Source organism: Streptomyces acidicola (assembly GCF_009377235.1).
GTDB classification, from domain to species: domain Bacteria; phylum Actinomycetota; class Actinomycetes; order Streptomycetales; family Streptomycetaceae; genus Streptomyces; species Streptomyces acidicola.
On the sequence record NZ_VMNX01000101.1, the window covers coordinates 1 to 18,022 of the forward strand.

Below are 18,022 nucleotides of genomic sequence, written 5' to 3' on the forward strand. Positions count from 1 at the left end.
CCACCCGCCCGCCCGGCGTCGTGCCGCTTGCTGGACAGCTGTACGGCGAGCAGGGTGCCCGAGGGCTCGCGGGCCACCACCAGCACGGGCCGGTCCTTGCCCCGCCCGTCGTTCTCCTCGTACGGCACCCACGTCCACACGATCTCCCCGGGGTCCGGGTCGCCGTCGTGCGCGGGCGAGTACTCGGTGCGTACGCGGCCCACCCCGCGCGGGTCGGCTTCGGTGGTTGCGGAGGGGCCGTGGCGGCCGGGGACGTCTTCAGAGGTAAACGCAGTCACGTGGGCCACGTTAGGCCTCCGGCCGATTCCGGTACGCGCCAGGTCCCCCTACCCTCCGTACGTCCACCCTCCGTTACCCTCCGTACGTCCACCGTCCGTACGTCACTTCTGGCGAGCCCCTCCCGTACCGCCCATGGTGAGTGCCTTCGGGAACAGGTCCACCATGCCGTCGGCGCCGTTGAGTAGCACCATGTTGTCGACGTTGCCGAAGGCGCTCGCGCCCGCCTGCACGATCTCCGGCCACTTCTCGGCGAGTTGCTGGGCGACCACGGCCTCCTGGTTCTCGGCGAGGGCGGTGGCGCGCGCCTTGATGGCCTCCGGCCGAAGTCGCCGCCATGGTACGGGCCGATGCTCCCGCCCATGCCCTCACGCTGCGGCCGGATCGTGGCAGCTATCCCGTCTCTTGCGCCAACTTCCGTACGGCCAGGGACAGTTGCAGTCGCAGACGGCCCTGAGGTGTCCGGACCGGCCAGCCGAGGAGCGATTCGGCGTGGGTCAGCCGGTCCTGGAGTGTGGAGTGATGGACGTTGACCTCGGCGGCAGCCGCGCGCAGGCTCGCCGTGGCGGCGACGGCGTGCAGGGTGACCAGCATCCAGGGAGTGTCCGCCACGGCACGCTCCAGGGCGTGGACGTCGGGCGGCGGTTCGGCGCCCGGAACGACGAGGTCCGCGAGGAGGCTGATGCCGCCGAGGTCGTCGGCGTGCACGACTCCGGGGCCCGGATCGCGCGCGGTGCCCTCGGCGGTGAATCGCAGGGCGGTACGGGCGGCGGCCCAGGAACGGGGCAGGTCGAGCACGGGAACGGCAGGGCCGACACCGAGGCGGCCGGCGGGCAGCGCCGTGTCGGCCGGGCGTTCGCCCAGGTGCGCGGACAGAATCCGTGGCGGGCCGTCGAGGGACGCGAGGGCGCGTGCCCGCGTGGCGGGGTCGGCGGTGTCGAGGCCCAGGCGCCGGGCGGCGAGCAGCCTGGCCCGTTCGGGCGCGGTGGGGTCGAGAAGAGTCTCGACGAGTGCCGGATCGTCGGCCGGGGAGACGGGCGCCCGGCCGCGGGTACGGTCCAGGACCAGCCGGATCGCGCCCGCGGCCCGCTCCAGGATCACCGCGTCGACCACGCTCGGCCCGGCCCCGGAGCGCTCCAGCCACAACGCCGCGGCGCCGTCGGGCGTCAGCGACTCCGACGGCCACCGCGTATCCGGCGGCAGATCCGTGTCCCGGCGGCTGCCGTCGGGCTCGACCCGTACGCGCACCCGCCGCCCGGCGTCGACGAGCCGTGCCGGACAGCCGGCCAGCACGGCCGCCCCACGCACCAGCGCCTCCAGACCGGCCCGCGACTCGGCCAGTCGGTCGAAGTAGGCGATGACCCGTACGGCGGCACCGGCGTCCGGGTCGAGCGCGGTCAGACGCCCGGCCAGCTCTTTCATACGCCCATTTTCCTACGCCCAGGGTGCGCCGTACGGCCCGCACGTCACACGGCCCGGACGTGCTCCGGTTCCGGAGGCATGCCGCATCCCAGCCCTCTGCGGTGTATGAGGAGCGGGGGGTCAGGCCCCCGGCCCCCGGCGCGGGGCGAGGGGCGGAGCCCCCTTGGCAGAGGTCACTCGCCGACGAGCCTCCGCAGCCACGCCAGCCGCGCCGCCACCGTGGCCTGGGAGAGGGCGGCCTGCGGTGCGAAGCCGTCGTAGCCGTGGAAGCCGCCGGGCCACACGTGCAGTTCGGCGACCCCGCCGGCCTGCCAGATCCGCGAGGCGTAGGCGGTGGTCTCGTCCCGGAAGGTCTCCGCGGAGCCGACGTCGAGGAAGGCGGGCGGAAGGCCGGACAGGTCCTCGGCCCGAGCCGGCGCCGCGTACGGGGACACGTCCGGACCGCCCCGCCGGTCGCCGAGCAGTGCGGTCCACCCGGTCTCGTTGGACTTCTGGTCCCAGACGCCGAGGCCTGCCATCTGGTGGGCGGACGGGGTGTCGTTGCGATCGTCGAGCATCGGGCACATCAGCATCTGGCCGAGCGGGCGCGGGCCCCCGCGGTCGCGCGTCAGCAGCGCCAGCGCGGCCGTCAGACCACCACCCGCGCTGGCACCCGCGATGACGATCCGCTCGGGATCGCCGCCGATCTCATCGGCGTGCTCCGCCGTCCACAGCAGACCGGCGTAGACGTCCTCCACGGGCGCCGGGTGCGGGTGCTCCGGCGCCAGCCGGTACTCCACGGACACCACGACCGCGTCCAGCTCCCGCGCCCAGTCCAGGGCCATGTCGACGCCCAGCCTGTTGTTGCCGACGATCATCCCGCCGCCGTGGGTGTGGTAGATCACCGGCCGCCCGCCGACGGACCCGGCCGGCCGGCAGATCAGCAGCGAGATGCCGGGCGCCCCCTGCGGTCCCGGCACCGCCCGGTCCTCGACCTCGAACAACCCGTCACGGCTCAGCTGCTCGTCGGAAGTGTCCAGGAAGGCCAGCCCCTGGCGCCTCTCGGCGATCCCGTCGAGGCCGAAGGACGAAGGCAGTGTCTCGGCGACCACCTCCAGGGCGGCGGCGAGCTCGGGGTCGAACGGGGGCGGGGGCAGGGTCATGGCGTTCTCCTCACACGGGGATGTCCGTGCCGGCGGCGCGTACGGCCCTCATGGTCCGCACCCCGGCCCCGGCCCCGCAGCCCGCCGCCCGGCGGTACCTGCCCGCCAACCGGCGGGTGGCCCTCCAGGGGGACCGGCGCCGGAGGCCTCGTCAGCTCTTGGCCGGAGCCGCGTCCGCGCGCATCATCACGCAGTCGAACTCGACCACACGCCCCGTGGACTCCTCCCGCGTGACCGGATACATGCCGGTGATCCCGAACCCGCCGGCCTCGTACGCGGCGATCGCCTCGCCCATCTCCGGGCTGCCCTCGTACAACCGCAGCGCGGCGACCTCCGACTGCAGGCCCACGAAGTCCGCGATCCGCTCCCCGGTGCCCGCGAAGACCTCCAGGTCGTAGCCCTGCGTGTCCATCTTGAGGTAGGGCCGGGGGCTGGCGATGCCTTCCAGGGACTGCTCGATCACTCCGTCCAGCCGCCGGATCTCGATCTCCTCGGTCTGCGTCTTCGCGAACCGCTTGTAGCGGCCACGGCCGTAGTCGCTCGGCGGCAGCAGCGAGTTCATCGAGTTCCAGCCGGTGTGGATGGACCGCGAGGTCTCCTCGCGCCCCAGGGCGAAGTGGTGCACCCGCCACTCGGGGTCGTCCTGCGCGGCCCGTTCCAGGCGGGCGAAGGCGTCCGCGGTGGGCTCGAAGGAGACGATCCGGCCGGTGTAGCCGAACCGGCGCAGCCGCTTGGCGTACTGGCCGGCGTTGGCCCCCACGTCGAACACGCAGTTCACCCCGTAGGCCGCCAGCATCCCGGCCACGTGCTGCGCGCACAGATACGCCCCGGCCGCCAGCTGGAACCGGCGCTCGTTCGCCCCCGCGTTCTCGGTCATCAGCAGGTGCGCGCCGGTGTCGCCCAGCGGGACGTCGGTCCACTTGCCGGACGGCTCCGGGGCGTTGCGGGCCTTCTTGTCCAGGACCACCCACACGCCCTTGCCCGCGCGGGCCACGGAGTACCGGTCGGCGCCCCTGGCCAGCAGGTCCGCGCCCGGCTGCAGCGGGATACGGGCGGGTGTGCCGCGCCGGGAGACCACCGCGGTGCCCGGGCCGAGATCGGTCACCCGCACGCCCAGCCGGGGTATCGCCCTGAGCAATCTTCTGTAAATCGTCTCCATCCGCCCACCCTCGCAGAGACGGCGCGAATCGGTTGCACGCTTGAACGATTTCACACCGAGCGTCCCTCGGCGGCCGAGGCGGCCGGGGCGGCCGGGGCGGCCAAGGCGGTCAGCGACCCGCCGGGCCGCACACTCCGCGCACCGCGTCCGGAGCGGCGGGCCGGCTGCGGGAGACGACGCGCATACCGCGCTCGTCGACGACCCGGACCTGGACCGAGCCGCACCCACAGCGGATCCACACGGTGTGACCCGTGGCCGTGGCGTGCCGGGACACGACCTGGAAGGGCTCGGCGCGGTCCGGCCAGCCGCAGTGCGGGCAGGCACCGGCTGTCGTGCTGGTCATGGCGACTCCTCAAGTAACGGCGGGAAGGGTTGACCGTCGCGACACAGCCAGAGTGAACCGAAGCCGCCGTGTACGTCCAGGTTGACTTTCCGGATTCCACTGTGAAGCGTGGCCTTCATGATTGATCTGCGCCGACTGCACGTCCTGAGGGCGGTCGCCCACTACGGCACGGTCACCGCGGCCGCCCGCGCCCTGCACTTCACACCGTCCGCCGCCTCGCAACAGATCCGTCAGCTCGCCCGCGACCTGGGCGTCGACCTGCTGGAACCGCAGGGCCGCGGGGTCCGGCTCACCCCGGCGGCACAGAGCCTGCTCGCGCACGCGGACGCCATCCAGGCCCGTTGGGAGCAGGCCGAACTGGACCTGCGCGCGGACCACGGGGCCCCGTCCGGCATCCTGCGCACGAGCGGGTTCCCCGTCGCCGTCTCCGTGCTCCTGGCGCCGACGGCGGCCCGACTGCGTGCCCTGCACCCGCGTCTGTCCGTACGGATCCAGGAGGCGGAAGTGCCGAAGAGCTTCGACCTGCTCTTCGAGGGGGAGATCGACCTGGCGGTCGTCGAGGCGACCCCGCAGAACCCGCCCCTCGCCGACGCGCGCTTCGACCAACAGCCGCTCCTGGACGACCCGTTCGACCTGGTCGTCCCCGCGGACCATCCCCTCGCGGGACACGAGCGCGTCGACCTCGCGCAGGCGGCGCACGAGGACTGGATCGCCCCGGTGCCGGAGAGCCCCTGCCGCCCCCACGTGATGTCGGCGTGCGGCGGTGCCGGCTTCAGCCCCAACGTCGTGCACCACGCGCTGGACTGGAACGTCTCGGCCCACCTCGTCGCCCACCGGCTCGGCGTCGCCCTCATCCCGCGGCTCGCCCAGCTGACCCCTCACCTGCCCATCACCCGCGTCCGCTGCACCGGCAACCCGCACCGCACACTGCTCACCTGCACGCGTGGCGGCGGTGCCCAACGCCCGGCTGTGGCAGCGGCGTTGCGGGAATTGCGTAAGGTGGCCCCCACGGCGGTCGCGTGAACACCCGGTGAGGGGTGGGTCCGTACGAGCCTGCCCGCTGCCCGGTTGCCGCCGCGACTCCCTCTGCCCGAACGCCCGTCACAGCTTCTGTAAAGATGCGTACCTCATGGTCCACATACCGAACCAGCCCGCTCCGCCGTCGCCCGCACAACGATCCGTGCCGACGAGTGCCGATGTGGCGCGCCTTGCGGGTGTCTCACGCGCGACCGTCAGCTACGTCCTCAACAACACCACTGCCGTCCGGATCAGCGAGCCCACGCGCCGCCGTGTCCACGAGGCCGCCAGGGAACTCGGATACGTGCCGCACGCGGCCGCCCGCAGCCTGCGCGCCGGGCACAGCCGCATGGTCCTCATGCCCGCTCCCCACGTCCCGGCGAACCCGCTGTACAGCCAGTTCATCAATGAGATCCAGTGGGCGCTCAGCCGCCTCGACTACACCGTCGTCCAGTACGGCAGCATCGGCCTCCACGGCGACGAGGCCGCCCGCGCCTGGGCCGAACTGCGCCCGGTCGCGGTGATCGTGCCCGGCGCCGGAATCGGCCCGAAGGGCGTCGCCGTCCTCAAGCGGTCCGGCGCCCGGGCCGTCGTCACCATGGGACCCGAGCCCGTCGAGGGCGCGCACGGAATGCTCCTGGACCACTCCGAACTCGGGCGCAGCGCCGGAGCCCACCTCGTGGCCGAGGGCCGCCGCCGCATCGGTGTGGTGGTGCCCGCAGAGCGCGGCCTGAGCATCTTCTCCGGCCCCAGACTCGCCGGCGTGCGGCAGGCGGTCCAGGGCACCGACGCCACGGTGACCGAACTGCCGCTCGCGTACCAGGAGGAGGCCGCGGCCGAGCTCGCGGCGCGCTGGCGCTCCCTCGGCCTGGACGCCGTGTTCGCGTACAACGACGAGTACGCGATGCTGCTGATGCGCGCCCTCCAGGACGAGGGCATCGCCGTCCCCGGGGAGACGGCCGTGATCGGCGCCGACGACCTGATGCTCGGCCGGCTGCTGCGTCCCCGCCTGAGCACCGTCCACATGGAACTGCCGGCCGGGCGCGATCTCGCGGAGCTGGTGGACCGGGCCGTCCGTGAGCCCGGCGGGATACCCGAGACGAACCAGGTACTCGGGTTCCGAGTGGTGCACCGGGAATCGAGCTGACCCGCCGGGCACCTGGCCCGTGCCGCGGGCCGGAGCGCAGGTTTGGCGCAACTCCTGGGTGGATTACGGGAGTTGTGTGTCGGACGGGGTGTGGCAGGCGACACGTTTCTCCCGCGACGTGACTAGGATGTTGCGCGCTCAACCAGAGGGGGCACAAGAGGGGGCACAAGACGGTGACGTCTTCTTCCCACCGGTGATCAGCGAACGATCGGAGCGCCGTCATGCCGCTGCTCGACCCGAAGACCTGGCAGTCCCAGACCCTGTCGGGCGGTGAGTACGCCGTCACCGAGCCCGCGACCGGCGAGACGCTCGCCACCGTCACGCTGGCGTCCGCCGCCGACGTGGCCACGGCCACCGGGCAGGCCGGAGCCGCACAGGCCGAGTGGGCCCGCACCCCGCACTTCGTCCGCGCCGGAGTGCTGCGCAGGGCGGGCGACCTGTTCACCGCGCACGCAGAGGAACTGCGCGACTGGATCGTGCGGGAGTCCGGCTCCGTCCCGGGCAAGGCGGAGTTCGAACTGCACGTCGCGGCCCAGGAGTGCTACGAGGCGGCCGCGCTGGCCTCACGCCCGACCGGTCAGATACTGCCCTCCGAGGCACCCCGGCTGTCGTACACGCGGCGGGTGCCGGTCGGCGTCGTCGGCGTGATCTCCCCGTTCAACGCCCCGCTGATCCTGTCCATCCGCTCCGTCGCCCCGGCCCTCGCCCTCGGTAACGGCGTCGTCCTGAAGCCGGACCCGCGCACCGCCGTCTGCGGCGGGCTCGCACTGGCCGCCGTCCTCGCGGAGGCCGGACTCCCCGAGGGGCTGCTGCATGTGCTGCCCGGCGGTCCGGAGGCGGGCCAGGCACTGGTCGCCGACCCGCTCGTGCCCGTCATCTCCTTCACCGGGTCGACGGCCGCCGGACGCGCGGTCGGTGAGGCCGCGGGACGTCATCTCAAGCGGGCGCACCTGGAACTGGGCGGCAACTCGGCGCTCGTCGTGCTGGAGGACGCCGACATCGACGCGGTGATCTCCACGGCCGCATGGGGATCGTTCTTCCACCAGGGCCAGATCTGCATGACGACGGGCCGCCATCTCGTCCACGCGTCCCTGTACGAGGAGTACGTCGAGCGGCTCGCGGCGAAGGCCGACTCGCTCGCCGTCGGAGACCCCTACCGCGAGCAGGTGCACCTCGGTCCCGTCATCGACGACTCCCAGCTGGCCAAGATCAGGGGCCTGGTGGAATCCAGCACGGCAGGCGGCGCCAGGCTCGCGGCGGGCGGTACGCACGAGCGGCTGTTCTACCGGCCGACCGTCCTCGCCGGCGTCGACGACTCCACCCCCGCCTACGCCGAGGAGGTCTTCGGTCCCGTCGCGCCCGTGCGGCCCTTCAAGGACGCCGACGACGCCGCCGCTCTCGCCGCCGACGGCCCCTACGGGCTGTCGCTGGGCATCGTCACCCGCGACACCGCGCGCGGCCTCGACCTGGCCGAACGCATCCCGACCGGTATCGCCCACATCAACGACCAGACCGTCAACGACGAGGCCGTCGCGCCGTTCGGCGGGATCGCCGCCTCCGGCACCGGCGCCCGCTTCGGCGGCGAGGCCAATCTGGAGGCCTTCACCGAACTGCGCTGGACGACGGTGCGCGGGGACGTGGCTGCGTACCCCTTCTGAGGGCCACTTCCAGGGACCCCTTCTTGGGACCCCTTCTTGGGACCCCTTCCGGGGACCGCCCGGCGGCCGGGGCCTACTGGCCCACATGGCCGCCGGGACCTACCGCACCTGGCCGTCGCCCTCGGCCTTGGCCTGCTGCTCGGCGACCGACTTGCGGACCTCGTCCATGTCCAGTTTCCGGGCCTGGCCGATGACGTCCGTCAGGGCGGCCTCGGGCAGGGCGCCCGGCTGCGCGAACACGGCGACCCGGTCACGGACGATCATCAGCGTCGGAATCGACTGGATGCCGAAGGCCTGGGCCAGCTCCGGCTGCGCCTCGGTGTCCACCTTCCCGAACACCAGATCCGGGTTCTCCTCCGCCGCCTTCTCGTAGACCGGCGCGAACTGACGGCACGGCCCGCACCAGGACGCCCAGAAGTCGATCAGGACGAAGTCGTTGTCCGTGACCGTCTGGTCGAAGTTCTCCTTGGTGAGCTCCACGGTGCTGCTCATCGCGTGTATCCCTCTCCTGGAAATCGGGGCTCTGGGGCAAGCCGCTGTCGGTAACGCCGTCCTGCGGTGGCGTATTCCGCGCGCGTACCCGTGTGGCCTCCGCGCACACCACCAACCAGACTGACCCCATGACGGACACGCAATCCGCAGAAGACTCTGCACCTCTCACATACGACGTCGTGGTGCTCGGCGCCGGGCCGGTGGGCGAGAACGTCGCCGACCGCACCCGCGCGGCCGGCCTCTCCACCGCGGTCGTCGAGAACGAACTCGTCGGCGGCGAGTGCTCGTACTGGGCGTGCATGCCCAGCAAGGCCCTGCTGCGACCGGTCATCGCGCGCGCCGACGCCCGCCGCGTACCCGGCCTGCGGCACCTGGTGCAGGGCCCCCTCGACGCGGCCGAGGTACTGGCCCACCGCGACTACGAGACCTCGCACTGGAAGGACGACGGCCAGGTCCGGTGGCTGGAGAGCATCGGCGCCGACCTCCACCGGGGCCACGGACGCCTCGACGGCCCCCGCCGGGTCGTCGTCGACGGCCCGGACGGCACGCGCCAGGTGCTGACCGCCCGGCACGCCGTCGCCGTGTGCACCGGCAGCCGTGCCCTCCTGCCCGGTCTGCCGGGGCTGGACCGGGTACGGCCGTGGACGAGCCGTGAGGCCACCAGCGCGCAGGCCGTGCCCGGGCGTCTGGTCGTGATCGGCGGCGGTGTCGTGGCCGTGGAGATGGCCACGGCCTGGCAGGCCCTCGGCTCCCGGGTCACCGTCCTCGTCCGCGGCAAGGGCCTGCTGCCCCGCATGGAGCCCTTCGCGGGGGAACTGGTCGCCGAGGCGCTGACGGAGGCCGGCGTCGAGGTGCGCACCGGTACGTCGGCCGAGTCGGTCACCCGCGAGAACGGAACCGTCGTGGTGAGCACCGACGCCGGGGACCGTTTCGAGGCCGACGAGATCCTCTTCGCCACCGGGCGCGCTCCGCGCACGGACGACATCGGCCTCGACACCGTCGGCATGGAGCCGGGCTCCTGGCTGACCGTCGACGACAGCCTCCGCGTCACGGGAAGCGAATGGCTGTACGCGGTCGGCGACGTCAACCACCGTGCGCTCCTCACCCACCAGGGCAAGTACCAGGCCCGAATCGCGGGCGCCGCCATCGCCGCCCGCGCGGCCGGTGTACCGCTCCTGGAGACCGACCCCTGGGGCGCCCACGCCGCCACCGCGGACCACGCCGCCGTACCCCAGGTGGTGTTCACCGACCCCGAGGCCGCGGCCGTGGGCCTCTCGCTCGCCGAGGCCGAGCAGGCAGGCCACCGTGTCCGCGCCGTGGACGTCGACATCGCCTCGGCCGCCGGAGCCGGCCTTTACGCCGACGGCTACCGTGGCCGCGCCCGCATGGTCGTCGACCTGGACGAGGACATCCTGCGCGGGGTCACCTTCGTCGGCCCCGGCGTCGGCGAACTGATCCACTCGGCGTCCATCGCGGTCGCCGGCCGGGTCCCGGTCAGCCGCCTCTGGCACGCGGTCCCGTCGTACCCGACGATCAGCGAGGTCTGGCTGCGGCTGCTGGAGGCGTTCCGGGACTCCTGAGCCGATCCGGTGACGAGGACGGCCCGCCCGCACCGGCCGGCCGTCGGCCGTCAGCCGGGCAGCGGGAAACCGAGGGATTCCGCCGCCCGGTGCGGTACCGGCTCGTTCCAGAGGTCGGCCATGGCCTGGTTCGAGGACAGGGAGCGCAGTTCGGCGCGGTCGAGGTAGAGCGTGCCGTCCAGGTGGTCCGTCTCGTGCTGGACGATGCGGGCGGGCCAGCCGGAGAACTCCTCGTCCACCGCACGGCCGTGCTCGTCCAGCCCGGTGAGCCGTACACGGGCGTGCCGGGCCACCACGGCCTGCCAGCCCGGCACGCTCAGACAGCCCTCGAAGAACGCGGCGCGCTCGGCGCCCACGGCCTCGTACTCCGGGTTGACCAGCACGCGGAAGGGCTGCGGCACCCGGCCGCGAGCGAGCCGCACCTCCTCGGGCACCGGCGCCGGGTCCTCGATGACGGCGATCCGCAGCCCCACCCCGACCTGCGGCGCGGCGAGCCCGACACCGGGCGCGGCATGCATGGTCGCGCGCAGGGCGACGATGAAACGGACCAGGAGCGCCGGGTCCAGTTGGCCGTCGAAGGGTTCGGCGGGCCGCCGCAGCACCGGGTCGCCCGCGGCGACGATCGGCAACGGGCCCTCGTGGGAGAGGAGTTCCTCGACCCGGTCACGGATCCGGCGGGAGGTCGGACGGTCGCTCTCTGATGCCATCGCGCCAGCATGCCAAGACGCGTCGCGGGATGCGGGGCGGATCGGCCGGAAGAGGTACGGGCCACACTCCGGTACAGGCCACACGGCGGTACAGGCACCGCGTACAGAGAGCGCACTGCGGAAGCCCTCGCCCCGGTGTGATCCACGCCACTCGCGCGTTCAGGAACTCGGCGCCCCCTCGCCCCGACTACTGGACCACAACGACGTCCCCTTCCTCCCCGGAGTAGCCCGCCGATGTCCACTGCTCCCTCGACCGAGACGGGCGAGTCCCAGGAACCCGTCACCGCCCCGAGACCCCGCCCGGCCGTCACGCTCAGACCGCTCGTGCTGCGGCTGCACTTCTACGCCGGTCTCCTCGTCGCCCCGTTCCTGCTGGTCGCCGCTCTGACCGGCCTCCTTTACGCGGCCTCGTTCCAGGCCGAGAAGATCGTGTACGCGGACGAGCTGACCGTCCCCGTCGGTGATCGCAAGCTGCCGGTCTCCGAGCAGGTGGCCGCCGCCCGCAAGGCCCACCCCGAGGGCACGATCTCCGCCGTACGGGTGTCGCCGGAGGACAACGCCACGACCCGGGTGCTGCTGTCCGGTGTCCCCGGCGTCGACGACACCCACACACTCGCGGTGTTCGTCGACCCGTACACCGCCGAGGTGCGCGGGGCGCTCGAACAGTACGGATCGACGGGCGCACTGCCCCTGCGGACGTGGATCGACGAGTTCCACCGCGATCTGCGCCTCGGGGAGAACGGCCGTCTCTACAGCGAACTCGCGGCCAGCTGGCTGTGGGTGATCGCGGGCGGCGGGCTCGCGCTGTGGTTCGGCCGCCGACGGACGCAGCGCAAGCTGCGCGGCACCAGCGGCCGGCGCCGCACTCTCGGCCTGCACGGCACCGCCGGCGCCTGGGCGGCCGCCGGGCTCTTCTTCCTCTCCGCGACGGGCCTGACCTGGTCCACGTACGCCGGGGCCAACGTCGAAACCCTGCGCACCTCGCTGGGGCAGGCGACCCCGGCGATATCGGCGACCCTGGGCGACCACGCGGCCCACGGGGGCGGCGGCGCCTCGTCCGGCAAGGCGGCCGAGGGCGATCTCGACAAGATCCTCGCCGCCGCGCGCGCCGAGGGCCTCGGCGACCCGGTCGAGATCGTGCCGCCAGCCGACGCGTCCTCCGGGTACGTCGTGCAGCAGATCCAGCGCAGCTGGCCGACGAAGCAGGACGCGGTGGCCGTGGACCCGGCGACCCACGAGGTCACGGACACCGTCCGGTTCGCGGACTACCCCGTGCTCGCCAAGCTCAGCCGCTGGGGCATCGACGCCCACACCGGCGTCCTGTTCGGCCTGGTCAACCAGCTCGCCCTGATGGCTTTGGCGCTCTCGCTGATCCTCCTCATCCTCTCGGGCTACCGCATGTGGTGGCAGCGCGGCCGCACCTCGGCCTTCGGCCGCCCCATCCCGCGCGGCGCCTGGCAGCAGGTGCCCCCGCTGATCCTGGTCCCCGCGATGGCGGCCGTCGCCGTCCTCGGCTACTTCGTCCCGCTCCTGGGCATCCCGCTCGCGGCCTTCATCGTGGTGGACATCGTGCTCGGCGAGATCGCGTACCGGCGGGGCAGGCGGACGTACGCGCAGTAGGGCGATGTGCGCATGCGCGACGGCGGGCTCCCCTCAGGGGTGAGCCCGCCGTCCAGGTTTCGTCAACTCCGCTCTCGGCCCGTCAGGTCCGTTCTCGGCCTGTCAGGTCCGTTCTCGGCCTGTCAGGTCCGTCCTCAGAGCTCCTCGAAGTCGCCGGCGAGGGCGGAGGCGATCCGCAGGTGCGACTCCGCCTCCTCGTGCCGCCCCTGCCGCTCCAGCGTGCGCCCCAGCATCAGCCGGGCGTAGTGCTCCACCGGGTCGCGCTCGACGATCACGCGCAACTCGGCCTCCGCGCGGCGCAGCTGGGCCGAGTGGTAGTACGCGCGCGCCAGCAGCAGCCGCGGGCCGGTCTGCTCCGGCACCTCCTCGACCAGCGCGCCGAGGGTCCGCGCCGCGGCGGCGTAGTCCTTGGCCTCGAAGAACATCCGCGCCCGCTCCCAGCGCTCCGCGGCCGTCCCGTGGTCGTAGTACGTCGTGTCCACTCGTGACCTCCTTCGCGGCCTACAACTCTACGGGGCAGTTGAAAATTCCACTACTTGCCCCGGGCGCTCGCGGTGTCGTCCGGGCCCACGGCTGTGCGGCGTTGAGCTCGCTCTACTGCTCCTGGCTCTCGAAGGACAGTGCGTCCAGATCTCCCGCGAAGCCCTCGGGGTTCAGGAACAGCAGGTCCTGCGTATCGGACGGCCGGTCCAGGCGGCCGTCCGGGCCGAGCAGTGTCTGTTCTGTCCAGATGCACTTTCCGTTCGGCGTGTACCGCGCACCCCAGCGCTGGGAGAGCGCCGTGATCAGCTGTAGCCCGCGCCCGCCCTCGTCGGTCTCCGTCGCGTGGCGGATGCGGGGCATCGTGAGGCTGCCGTCGAAGACCTCGCAGACCAGCCTGGTGTCGTGCAGCAGACGTAGGCGCATCGGGCCCTTGGCGTGGCGTACGACGTTGCCGACCATTTCGCTGGCCAGGAGTTCCGTGGTGGGGGTCAGTTCGTCCAGGCCCCAGTCGGAGAGCTGCTCGCGGACGTGGCGGCGGGCCAGGCCGGCCGCCTTCGGGTCCTCGGGCAGCGGCCAGGAGGCCATCCTGTCCTCGGTCAGGGCGTGGAGGCGGGCGACGAGGAGCGCCGCATCGTCGGCCGCCTGGTGCTCGCCGGAGAGCAGTCCGGCCGTCAGGGTGTCGCACAGGGTTTCCAGGTCTGCGTCGATGCCCTCGTCGTGGGCGGTGCGCAGGAGCCGGGCAAGGCCCGACATCCCCTCGTCGACCTCCCGTTTCGCCGACTCGACCAGTCCGTCGGTGTAGAGCACCAGCAGGCTTCCGTCGGGCACCGTCAACTCGACCGTCTCGAACGGCGGCTTCGCCGTGCCGAGTGGTGGATCGGCGGCCGGCTCCGGGAAGTGCACGGTGCCGTCGGGGTGCACCAGGGCCGGGGGCGGGTGCCCGGCGCGGGCGATGGAGCAGTTCTGGGTGGTGGAGTCGTAGAGCGCGTACAGGCAGGTGACGTACGAGTCCTCGCTCATGCCGCCGACGATGTCGTTGAGGTGCCCCATGATTTCGTCGGGGGGCAGTTCGAGGTCGGCCAGGGTGTGGACGGCGGTGCGCAGGCGGCCCATGGTGGCCGCTTCGGGCAGGCCGTGGCCCATGACGTCGCCGACGACGAGGGCCACCTGGCCGCTGGAGAGCGGGATGACGTCGTACCAGTCGCCGCCCACGTCCATGCCCTGCCCGGCGGGGAGGTAGCGGGCGGCGGCGGTGCACGCGGGCAGGTCGGGCAGGTCCCGGGGCAGCAGGCTGCGCTGGAGTTCGCGGGACCGGGTGTGCTCGGCGTCGTAGAGCCGGGCCCGCTCCAGGGCCTGTGCGACGAGGGCGCTGATCGTGGTCAGCAGCGAGCGCTCGTCGGCGTCGAGGCGACGCGGACGGTCCCAGGACACGACGCACACTCCGAACGTCTGGTCCGACACCGTCAGCGGCATGAACGCCCAGGCCTGCTTGCGGGCGATTCCGGGGAGGTCGGCGTGGTCGGGCGAGTACGCGACGTACTCCTGCGGCGAGGACAGGAACACCGGTGCTCCGGACGCGATCACACTCCAGCCCGGCAGCGTGGCCGCTGTGGAGCGGCTGTTCAAGACGTCGAGGAAGTCGTCCGCGTAGCCGACGGCCCCGATAGCGATGAGTTGGTTCCCTTCGATGGCCTGCACTACGAGTCCGACGGCGTCGAACGGCGGCAGCACCCGCTGCGCGACCGCGTCCACCACGTCCCGTGTGGTCGTCGCCTTGGCGAGTGCCGCGGTCAGCTCCGCGATCTGGGCCGCCCGCTCGGACGCGGCGCGCTCGGCCGCCTCGCGCTCCTCCTGCATACGCCGTTTCTCGGTGACGTCTGCCAGGTAGATCGCCCGGCCGACGGGTCCCGGGACCAGCCGTAGCTGGTAGCGACGCCCCGTGTCCGGCATGTCCACATCGAAGCTGGCGGGTATCTCCTCGGCGGCGGCTCTCCGGCAGCGGCGCTCCAGGCCCGGGATCCGCTGCGCGGCGGGCAGGTCCCACAGCACACGCCCGAACAGCTCCTCCTGGGAGTGTCCCAGCAGGCGTTCCGCTTCCAGGTTGGCGAAGATGATGCGCCACTCGGCGTCCACCGTCAGGAAGCCGTCGCTCATGTGGCGCAGGGCCCGGCTGAGCGCGTCACGGGCGGAAGGCGACTCGCTGCTCTCCCACCTGACGCCGACCATCCGGAGGGGGGCACCCTGATCGTCGTACGTCGGCTTGCCGCGGGCCCGCGACCAGCCGTACGTGCCGTCAAGGTGCCGTACCCGGTACGTGGCCTCGTATATCGAGTGCTCGCGGATCGCGCGCTGCGCCTCCTGCAGCGTCGGTGCCAGGTCGTCGGGGTGGAGGATCTGGATCCAGTCCTGGATTCTGCCGGTGTAGTCGGCCGGTTTGGTGCCGTAGTACTCCATGACCAGCGCGTCCCAGATCAGCTCGTCGGTCTGGAGGTTCCAGTCCCACCATCCGACCATGAGGTCCGGCACGGCGGTCTGCTGTGGCCGCTCACCGTCTGGTTGCGACGCCGCGGGTGCGGTCACCTTCGGCGCCTGGACCATGCGTTCCTCGGTCCAGGCGACGACGGACCGGAGGAAGTCCCACTCCTCTGGGGTGGGCTCGCCCCGGTCGCCCGTCAGCACGGTGAGCGTGCCCATGATGCGGCCCCCGGCGGACACCGGCAGGACGGCCAGGCCCGTGCGCATGCCGGGCCATGGCACATCTGCCGTATCTGCGGCTTCTGCCGCCTGTGTCGCTGCGGCCGGTTCGTCAGAGGGCGGCGGCAGCCATACGGTGCTGCCCTGGTGCAGGGCACGTGCGGGGGCCACCTGACTCTCCTGGTCGATGACCTCCCAGGAGCGGGGAAGGTCTTGAGGCAGGCCGACCGTGGACGCCAGGCACAGCGCGGAGGTGGGGCCGCAGAGGTGGACCATGCCCCCCAGAGCGCACAACTCGGCCGTGGCGTGGAGCAGCCCCAACCGGAAGATCTCGCTTTCCGGAAGACCGGGACGCACCGCGCTGAGCAACGCCAGCCGCGCCTGCATGAGTTGAAATTTACCTTTCAGCATCAAACCGGGACATTCAACAGTAATGGAGAATGTCTCACTCGGGGCGCTTTCCCTTGCGCAGGAACCGGCGCAGTCGACCCAGCGGCCATGTGTTGATCACGTCTTCCGGAGTGAGCCATCCGCGTTGGGCCATGCCGATTCCGTAGCGGAGGTACGCGAGGTGGAGGAGGGAGTGGGCGTCGGTGCTGACGGCGAACTTCGCCCCGTGACTCCGGGCGCGGAGGATGTCCTCGTCGCCCAGGTCGAGGCGGTCGGGCTGGGCGTTGATCTCCAGGGCCGTGCCGGTGCGGGCGCAGGCCGCGAACACCTCGTCGAGATCGGCTTCCACGCCCGGCCGTTTGCCGATCAGACGGGTCGTGGGGTGGCCGATGACGTTGATGTGGGGGTTCTCGCAGGCGCGTACGATCCGCCGGGTCATCGCCCTGCGGTCGACGTTGAAGTGGGAGTGCACCGAGGCCACGCAGATGTCGAAGCCCTGGAGGAACTCGTCGGGCCAGTCCACCGCCCCGTCCGGGTCGATGTTGAGCTCGGTGCCGTGGAGCAGTCGCATCCGGTGGTGTTTGCCGTCCAGTGAGCGCACGAGCTCGCGCTGGGCGAGGATCTTCTCGTCGGTCATGCGCTGCATGTACAGGTTCGGTGCGTGGTCCGTGACCGCGTAGTACGCGTAGCCCCGCTCGGCGGCCGCTGCCACCATCTCCTCCAGCGGGGCGAGGCCGTCGGTGAGGTCGGTGTGGGTGTGCAGGTCACCTCTGATGTCGCTCTCCGTCACCACCTCGGGCAGTTCGCCCCGCAGGCCGGCTTCGATCTCCCCCCGGTCCTCGCGCAGCGTGGGCGGGATCCATGGCAGGCCGAGTCGGGAGTACACCTCGTCCTCGGACCGGGAGGCGACCCGCTCTCCGCCCTCGGTCTCGAACAAGCCGTACTCGGAGAGCTTCAGCCCCAGGTGGACGGCGATCGTGCGGGTACGGATGTTGTGCGCCTTCGAGCCGGTGAAGTACTGCATCCCGGCGCCCCACGAGTCCGGTCGCACCACGCGCAGGTCGACCTGGACGCCCTTGACGGTACGGATCGAGGTCTTCTTCTCGCCGTGGGCGATGACCTCGGCGGTGGAGGCCAGTTCGGTGAGTGCGTCCATGAAGGGGGCCGACCGGCCGGCGGCGACGAGTATGTCGATGTCGCCGATGGTCTCCCTCATGCGGCGCAGCGAACCGGCGTATGCGCAGTCTTCACAGCCGGTGATCCGGGAGAGTTCGGCGACGATCTCCTCGGCGGACTCCATGGCGGTGCTCAGCGGGATCCGCCCTCCTGCCTGCTGCATGAGGGCGATGCCGTGCAGGATGTTCGCCTCGGTCTTCTCTCCGAAGCCCTTCAGGCCGCGCAACTTCTCCGCCTTGATGGCGTCGGCGAGCTCGTCCACCGAGGAGATGTGCAGATCCTCGTAGACGGCCATCGCCTTCCTGGGGCCGAGGGTGGGGATGGTGATGAGCTGCCGTACCCCTGCGGGAATCCTGGCCCGCGTCTCCTCGACCACCGTGACACGGCCGGTGCGGAAGTACTCGACGACCTTCTCGGCGATCGACCTGCCCACGCCCGGGATCTCCCTCAGACCCGCGACGTCGAGGCGGGAGACATCGGCGGGATGACCGCCGATCGCGCGGGCGGCCTTCTCGTAGGCGCGCGCCTTGAACGCGTCGCCTCCGGTGATGGCGATGAGGTCCGCGTACTCCTGAAGGAGTGCCTCGACCTCCTCGTTGGGCCGGACCACATCTCACAGTCTAGGAACCGACCTGTACGGCATGCCAGGCCTCCGGCGCGCGAAGCCGTGGCCCCGAGGGTGTACTGGAAGTCAGGAGGAACCGCGGGGCGAGAGG

The 18,022-nt window shown here is 72.0% G+C and carries 15 protein-coding genes and 1 pseudogene; 5 read left to right on the top strand and 11 right to left on the bottom strand.

Going from position 1 to position 18,022, the window contains the following annotated elements; translation table 11 throughout:
• The 6 genes and pseudogenes from FPZ41_RS24615 to FPZ41_RS24640 all read right to left on the bottom strand — a co-directional run.
• Window positions 1-278, bottom strand: a 278-nt coding sequence (locus tag FPZ41_RS24615) for a type II toxin-antitoxin system PemK/MazF family toxin (protein ID WP_322620673.1), incomplete at its 3' end; no start/stop codon positions are given.
• A gap of 120 nt (window positions 279-398) precedes the next feature.
• A pseudogene (locus tag FPZ41_RS24620) lies at window positions 399-596 on the bottom strand (flotillin family protein); the annotation flags it as partial.
• A 73-nt stretch (window positions 597-669) separates the two neighbouring features.
• The gene (locus tag FPZ41_RS24625) at window positions 670-1,698 is read right to left on the bottom strand and encodes a helix-turn-helix domain-containing protein (protein ID WP_152865899.1); all 1,029 of its coding nucleotides are present in this window, start codon (window positions 1,696-1,698) and stop codon (window positions 670-672) included.
• A 173-nt stretch (window positions 1,699-1,871) separates the two neighbouring features.
• Complete coding sequence (locus tag FPZ41_RS24630; RefSeq protein WP_152865900.1) at window positions 1,872-2,840, bottom strand: alpha/beta hydrolase; 969 nt, start codon at window positions 2,838-2,840, stop codon at window positions 1,872-1,874.
• Between the two features lie 151 nt (window positions 2,841-2,991).
• Complete coding sequence (locus tag FPZ41_RS24635; protein ID WP_152865901.1) at window positions 2,992-3,999, bottom strand: FkbM family methyltransferase; 1,008 nt, start codon at window positions 3,997-3,999, stop codon at window positions 2,992-2,994.
• Window positions 4,000-4,108: 109 nt separating this feature from the next.
• A complete protein-coding gene (locus FPZ41_RS24640; protein ID WP_131560387.1) occupies window positions 4,109-4,342 on the bottom strand; it encodes a hypothetical protein in 234 nt (77 codons plus the stop codon).
• A gap of 117 nt (window positions 4,343-4,459) precedes the next feature.
• On the opposite strand from FPZ41_RS24640, the gene FPZ41_RS24645 reads away from it, so the two are divergent.
• The 3 genes from FPZ41_RS24645 to FPZ41_RS24655 all read left to right on the top strand — a co-directional run bounded on the left by FPZ41_RS24645 (window position 4,460) and on the right by FPZ41_RS24655 (window position 8,164).
• The gene (locus FPZ41_RS24645) at window positions 4,460-5,365 is read left to right on the top strand and encodes a LysR family transcriptional regulator (protein WP_152865916.1); all 906 of its coding nucleotides are present in this window, start codon (window positions 4,460-4,462) and stop codon (window positions 5,363-5,365) included.
• Between the two features lie 106 nt (window positions 5,366-5,471).
• A complete protein-coding gene (locus FPZ41_RS24650; protein WP_152865902.1) occupies window positions 5,472-6,506 on the top strand; it encodes a LacI family DNA-binding transcriptional regulator in 1,035 nt (344 codons plus the stop codon).
• Between the two features lie 221 nt (window positions 6,507-6,727).
• Window positions 6,728-8,164: an aldehyde dehydrogenase family protein gene (locus FPZ41_RS24655; protein WP_152865903.1), complete on the top strand. Its 1,437-nt coding sequence runs from the start codon at window positions 6,728-6,730 to the stop codon at window positions 8,162-8,164.
• Window positions 8,165-8,263: 99 nt separating this feature from the next.
• On the opposite strand, the gene trxA is transcribed toward FPZ41_RS24655, so the two are convergent.
• Window positions 8,264-8,656 (bottom strand): thioredoxin, encoded by a 393-nt coding sequence (gene trxA, locus FPZ41_RS24660; protein ID WP_131560391.1) that lies wholly within the window; start codon window positions 8,654-8,656, stop codon window positions 8,264-8,266.
• Between the two features lie 128 nt (window positions 8,657-8,784).
• Between trxA and FPZ41_RS24665 the strand changes: the two genes are divergently transcribed.
• Window positions 8,785-10,236: a dihydrolipoyl dehydrogenase family protein gene (locus tag FPZ41_RS24665; protein ID WP_152865904.1), complete on the top strand. Its 1,452-nt coding sequence runs from the start codon at window positions 8,785-8,787 to the stop codon at window positions 10,234-10,236.
• A gap of 50 nt (window positions 10,237-10,286) precedes the next feature.
• On the opposite strand, the gene FPZ41_RS24670 is transcribed toward FPZ41_RS24665, so the two are convergent.
• Window positions 10,287-10,943 (bottom strand): peptide deformylase, encoded by a 657-nt coding sequence (locus tag FPZ41_RS24670; RefSeq protein ID WP_152865905.1) that lies wholly within the window; start codon window positions 10,941-10,943, stop codon window positions 10,287-10,289.
• Between the two features lie 234 nt (window positions 10,944-11,177).
• On the opposite strand from FPZ41_RS24670, the gene FPZ41_RS24675 reads away from it, so the two are divergent.
• Window positions 11,178-12,563 carry a PepSY-associated TM helix domain-containing protein gene (locus FPZ41_RS24675; protein ID WP_152865906.1) on the top strand — a complete coding sequence of 462 codons (1,386 nt, stop codon included), beginning with the start codon at window positions 11,178-11,180 and terminating at the stop codon, window positions 12,561-12,563.
• A gap of 134 nt (window positions 12,564-12,697) precedes the next feature.
• On the opposite strand, the gene FPZ41_RS24680 is transcribed toward FPZ41_RS24675, so the two are convergent.
• The 3 genes from FPZ41_RS24680 to polX all read right to left on the bottom strand — a co-directional run bounded on the left by FPZ41_RS24680 (window position 12,698) and on the right by polX (window position 17,916).
• A complete protein-coding gene (locus tag FPZ41_RS24680; RefSeq protein WP_322620674.1) occupies window positions 12,698-13,045 on the bottom strand; it encodes a tetratricopeptide repeat protein in 348 nt (115 codons plus the stop codon).
• Between the two features lie 112 nt (window positions 13,046-13,157).
• Window positions 13,158-16,127 carry a SpoIIE family protein phosphatase gene (locus FPZ41_RS24685; RefSeq protein WP_152865907.1) on the bottom strand — a complete coding sequence of 990 codons (2,970 nt, stop codon included), beginning with the start codon at window positions 16,125-16,127 and terminating at the stop codon, window positions 13,158-13,160.
• A 58-nt stretch (window positions 16,128-16,185) separates the two neighbouring features.
• Window positions 16,186-17,916: a DNA polymerase/3'-5' exonuclease PolX gene (gene polX, locus FPZ41_RS24690; protein WP_322620675.1), complete on the bottom strand. Its 1,731-nt coding sequence runs from the start codon at window positions 17,914-17,916 to the stop codon at window positions 16,186-16,188.
• Window positions 17,917-18,022 lie beyond the last annotated feature (106 nt).

Excerpts from the sequence above, each read along its gene's own strand:
- FPZ41_RS24625 (WP_152865899.1), bottom strand. The coding sequence starts at position 1,698 with ATGAAAGAGCTGGCCGGGCGTCTGACCGCGCTCGACCCGGACGCCGGT.
- FPZ41_RS24630 (WP_152865900.1), bottom strand. The coding sequence starts at position 2,840 with ATGACCCTGCCCCCGCCCCCGTTCGACCCCGAGCTCGCCGCCGCCCTG.
- FPZ41_RS24635 (WP_152865901.1), bottom strand. The coding sequence starts at position 3,999 with ATGGAGACGATTTACAGAAGATTGCTCAGGGCGATACCCCGGCTGGGC.
- FPZ41_RS24640 (WP_131560387.1), bottom strand. The coding sequence starts at position 4,342 with ATGACCAGCACGACAGCCGGTGCCTGCCCGCACTGCGGCTGGCCGGAC.
- FPZ41_RS24645 (WP_152865916.1), top strand. The coding sequence starts at position 4,460 with ATGATTGATCTGCGCCGACTGCACGTCCTGAGGGCGGTCGCCCACTAC.
- FPZ41_RS24650 (WP_152865902.1), top strand. The coding sequence starts at position 5,472 with ATGGTCCACATACCGAACCAGCCCGCTCCGCCGTCGCCCGCACAACGA.
- FPZ41_RS24655 (WP_152865903.1), top strand. The coding sequence starts at position 6,728 with ATGCCGCTGCTCGACCCGAAGACCTGGCAGTCCCAGACCCTGTCGGGC.
- trxA (WP_131560391.1), bottom strand. The coding sequence starts at position 8,656 with ATGAGCAGCACCGTGGAGCTCACCAAGGAGAACTTCGACCAGACGGTC.
- FPZ41_RS24665 (WP_152865904.1), top strand. The coding sequence starts at position 8,785 with ATGACGGACACGCAATCCGCAGAAGACTCTGCACCTCTCACATACGAC.
- FPZ41_RS24670 (WP_152865905.1), bottom strand. The coding sequence starts at position 10,943 with ATGGCATCAGAGAGCGACCGTCCGACCTCCCGCCGGATCCGTGACCGG.
- FPZ41_RS24675 (WP_152865906.1), top strand. The coding sequence starts at position 11,178 with ATGTCCACTGCTCCCTCGACCGAGACGGGCGAGTCCCAGGAACCCGTC.
- FPZ41_RS24685 (WP_152865907.1), bottom strand. The coding sequence starts at position 16,127 with ATGCAGGCGCGGCTGGCGTTGCTCAGCGCGGTGCGTCCCGGTCTTCCG.